The sequence below is a fragment of the Fibrobacter sp. UBA2449 genome, assembly GCF_002342555.1.
Taxonomy (GTDB): Bacteria; Fibrobacterota; Fibrobacteria; order Fibrobacterales; family Fibrobacteraceae; genus Fibrobacter.
This window is the reverse complement of record NZ_DDQF01000021.1, coordinates 1-4104: the sequence shown is the minus strand read 5'-3', so window position 1 is coordinate 4104 and position 4104 is coordinate 1. Positions and strand designations below refer to the sequence as shown.

Here is a 4104-nt window from a genome sequence, read left to right as displayed (position 1 = left end):
AAAAAAAGGACCATCCTATGGAAAGAAATATAATCAAAATCGACGAAGCCGGCCTCAAGGACGACCTAAAAACGCTCATCCGTGGCACAGTCGAAGACACGCTCAACGCCATGCTAGACGAGGAGGCGGCAGACCTCTGCAATGCCGAAAAGCACGAACGCTCCGAAGGCCGCAGGAACTACCGCAGCGGCCACTACCACAGGAAACTGCTCACGGGTGCGGGAGAGCTCGACATCGCCGTCCCGAAACTGCGCCTGGCCCCGTTCGAGACAGCCATCATAGAGCGCTACCGACGCAGGGAATCGTCCGTGGAGGAGTCTCTCATCGAGATGTACCTGGCAGGCGTATCCGTGCGTCGCGTGGAGGACGTCACCGAGCTTCTGTGGGGCTCCCGCGTAAGTGCCTCGACGGTGAGCAACCTGAACCAGAAGGTGTACGGCAAGATCGAGGAGTGGCGTAACCGCCCGCTCACCGGGGAATACCCCTACGTGTTCGTGGACGGCATCTACTTGAAGCGCAGCTGGGGCGGCGAGATGACCAGCGTGTCGGTGCTGGTGGCCATAGGCGTGAACGGCGATGGCTACCGCGAGATCCTCGGCGCGGCGGAAGGTGCGAGCGAGAGCAAGGAATGCTGGAAATCGTTCCTGCTAGGCCTGAAGGAACGCGGCTTGAAGGGGGTGCGGCTGTTCACCTCGGACAAGCACCTGGGCTTCCTGGAGTCCGCATCGGAGGTCTTCCCGGATGTCAAATGGCAGCGCTGTACGGTTCACTTCTTCAGGAACGTGTTCACGAAGGTGCCACGCAACAAGTTCGCCGCAGTGGCCGCCCTGCTCAAGGCCACCTACGCCCAGGAGGACCGCGAAGCCACGCTAGCCAAGGTCAAGGACGTTGAACGCAAGTTGCGCGAGATGAAGCTGAACTCGGCCGCGGACATGTACGCTAAGGGAGTTGGCGAAACGCTGACATACCTCGAGTTCCCCAGCCAGCACTGGCGCAATATCCGGACGAACAACATCCTCGAACGGCTGAATCGCGAGATACGCAGAAGGACTCGTGTTGTCGGCTGCTTCCCGGACGGGGAATCGGCCCTTATGCTTGTCTGCGCAAGGCTAAGGCATGTCGCTTCGAAGGAATGGGGCACCAAGAGGTACCTGAACATGAAACACCTATACGAGCAGGAAAAGGAAAACGAACTGAAACGGGAACTGGAAAAGAGCAGAAAGAAAGGAAATGTAGCCTAAATCTGATGTTGGAACAAACTATTTTTGCGAAAAACCCTTGACACTACCGAAAAATTTAATCACTAAAGAATATCTGACTTCGGATAGTTATGTTAATTTGATGATTGATATTCTTAATAGGGTGCATTCTCTTAACACAATTCAAAAGCGCAAATCTGTTGCGGAAATTTATAAGAGTGTGTTACAAAAACGGCTTGAATATGAAGACTCTGATGAAAGATTGTTTGTAGATGCTCTTGCTAAAATAAATGTGCAGGAAATAATAATCTTGAATTTTATGAATCAATTTGAAAGTTCTTTGAAAACAATTGATTCATGGGCGAATTTTTATAATTTGTATTCAAAAAATAATACGGATTTTCCATTAGAGAAATATCGGTTCAGATTCTTTGCTACACAATTAGAACAATTGGGCTTGGTCTTTTGTTCTGATTTGTCGGGATACGATAAAAGAGGTTCCTTTATGATATTCAAAGAATCGGATGAACCTGATGAATCAGGTGCCGGCGTAACCCCTATGGGCAAAAGATTTCTTGAATACATGGAAAAATAAAACTTGTGATGAGTGATGATTGCTTTTTTCTAACCCGCTGGGGTATTTGTGGTAAAAAAAGAAGTGAAGTCTCGAGTTCCGCGTCTGCGTTAGGGATGGAAGCCCGAAGGGCCGGGAGGGCCGCTCGTCAAATGCGCTCGGCCCTCTAGGCGGAAAAATTGCGGCGTGAGGCCGCAATTTTATGCCGCGAGAGCCCGCCCCCGGCCCTGGCCGGGGAACGCCCTGAACTCAATAATATCAGCCGCGCCGTCGTCGACCAGCGGGATTCCATTCACAATGCCGGGCTGATTCCCCCGTGCATCATCGGGAAGAGGGGGTGAGAACTGGATTATCGCCCGCTGCTAGGGGAGATTCTGTAGAAGGAACACAACAGAGGGGCTAACGCCCCTCTGTCGTGTTTTTTTTTACAGAAAAAACTCATTTTGACACTTTGTGACAAAATGGGAATGTATATTTAGGGTGTAATACAACGGGAATGGTTGTTTCCGTTTTGTAAATTTGGTATATTTGGCGAGTCATGGCAGAAACTCAAGAGAAGAATCTGACTGAATCCGAAGAGGACAAGAACTGGTCTGTGGCCTTTGATATGGGGCGCGAAATGGGTCTTGAGGAAGGCAAGGAAATTGGGCGCAAAGAAGCGTTCGATATGATTGTCGATAGGCTCTTTTATGACAAGTTCGATTTGTCGAATACGATTCAGTGTGCGGAAACGTTTATCAAGAGATTTAACGAATCTTTCGCTGATTACTCCATAGCGTCCGCAAGGATTGGCGTAGCTCCGTCTTCGTCGATTCCTACTGCGTTCTTTGTTCTGGATGTTCCTGAAAATATTTCCGATGAAGATGACAATAGAATTGACGCCCTGAAGAGGGAAGTCGAACTTTCTTTCGCCAAACGTAATCCTGGGCACCCGGTTTGTGTCTGGAGCGTTGAAAAAAGCTCTGTAGATATGAATTCGGTAGAGTCCGACTTTCCATTCTACAGGAAGATTGTCTAATGCCGACTTTTATCGAACACGAGGCGCAGGCTGCGTCAAATCTCGCTTTTGTAGATGAAATTTTTAAACTTTCCGACGATAATGGCCTACGTTTCCCGGATTGGTATGCGACTGTGTGCTTCTATACGGCGGTCCATGTCATAGAAGCTGAAATTTACCAGATGGCTACCGTTTATTACAGTTATAACGGGAAGCCGATGGCGTTGACAGGCAAAATCAGGCATTCGTCGGATTTTAAGCTGTTTCTTGGAAGGACGACGCTTCCTACTTCGCCTCATTTTTACAGGCGGTTGGTCGTGGATGATTCTAGAAACGGATTTACGGCAGATGTATCCGCTGCATATAATTCGCTTTACGAGTATTCGTGCAAGGCACGCTACGAGTGTTTCAAAAAATGCCACAAGAACGTGAAACGCTCTAGAGAGGCTATCGACAAGATTGTCGCTTTCCATAAAAGCAAGTATGAGTCGTCGCTGTCTTGACCTCGGCTTGCGGTCTAGTTAGACTAATTTGAAATTTTCTCCGCATTGTTAGTTTGTTTGAAATGAAGAAAAGTAACAAGAATCCGATGAGATAGGCTTCTTGACGTCCGCATCTCACGTTAGGCCTCCAGCCACTTGGCAACTTTATACGACACTTGGACATTTATGTCCTTAGTGGAGTTATCCTCTTTGGGAAGTTGCCTTAGTGGCTGTGGCCTGCGTTAGGGATGGAAGCCCGAAGGGCCGGGAGGGCCGCTTGTCAAATGCACTCGGCCCTCTAGGCGGAAAAATTGCGGCGTGAGGCCGCAATTTTATGCCGCGAGAGCCCGCCCCCGACCCTGGTCGGGGAACGTCCGTAATTGTACAAATAGTTGAAAAAATCTCTCTGACCTATTGACAGACCGATTCTGTTTGTTTATATTTGATGGTGAACAAATGTGCATTATGTTTGCCGAAACGGAGTCTCCGTGGGTTGCATATTGCGAAATGGTCTATAAAAATGTATATTAATTGTGGAGGTCTATCATGCGAGTGATTTCACAGGAATTTAGGCAGATGCTGAAGAAGAGCGATGTGTTCGCTCTGTTTTCGAGTTCTCGCAGGCCCGACCATTCCAAGTTGGATAAGGAAGTCGAACAGTTCGAGAAGTGGATTGCCGATGAGCATGCAAAAGACCGCCGCCTGCTGCTGGAGGCTTCCGGCAAATGATTGTCGAGTTTTCCGTCATCGACACCAAAGATTTTACTATCGAACATTTGTTCGATAGCCCCGAAAACCAGGATTTGATTGCGAACTTTCAGGCGACAAACGAGAAGATGTAAATTTCTTTCT

Annotated in this window: 5 protein-coding genes; all 5 read left to right on the top strand. The window is 48.7% G+C overall.

All coding sequences use genetic code 11. The features are described from left to right. The first annotated feature begins 17 nt into the window (after positions 1-17). Positions 18-1241, top strand: a complete 1224-nt coding sequence (locus B4B27_RS14265) for an IS256 family transposase (protein WP_290727343.1) — start codon at positions 18-20, stop codon at positions 1239-1241. A gap of 100 nt (positions 1242-1341) precedes the next feature. Further along, the gene (locus B4B27_RS14260; RefSeq protein WP_290727342.1) at positions 1342-1794 is read left to right on the top strand and encodes a hypothetical protein; all 453 of its coding nucleotides are present in this window, start codon (positions 1342-1344) and stop codon (positions 1792-1794) included. Between the two features lie 517 nt (positions 1795-2311). Continuing rightward, entirely contained in the window at positions 2312-2791 is a 480-nt protein-coding gene (locus B4B27_RS14255; protein WP_173381114.1) for a hypothetical protein, read from the top strand. Further along, the gene (locus tag B4B27_RS14250) at positions 2791-3273 is read left to right on the top strand and encodes a hypothetical protein (protein WP_290727340.1); all 483 of its coding nucleotides are present in this window, start codon (positions 2791-2793) and stop codon (positions 3271-3273) included. The genes B4B27_RS14255 and B4B27_RS14250 overlap by 1 nt, the downstream gene beginning before the upstream one ends. 525 nt (positions 3274-3798) lie before the next feature. After that, the gene (locus B4B27_RS14245) at positions 3799-3981 is read left to right on the top strand and encodes a hypothetical protein (protein ID WP_290727339.1); all 183 of its coding nucleotides are present in this window, start codon (positions 3799-3801) and stop codon (positions 3979-3981) included. Positions 3982-4104: the final 123 nt, after the last annotated feature.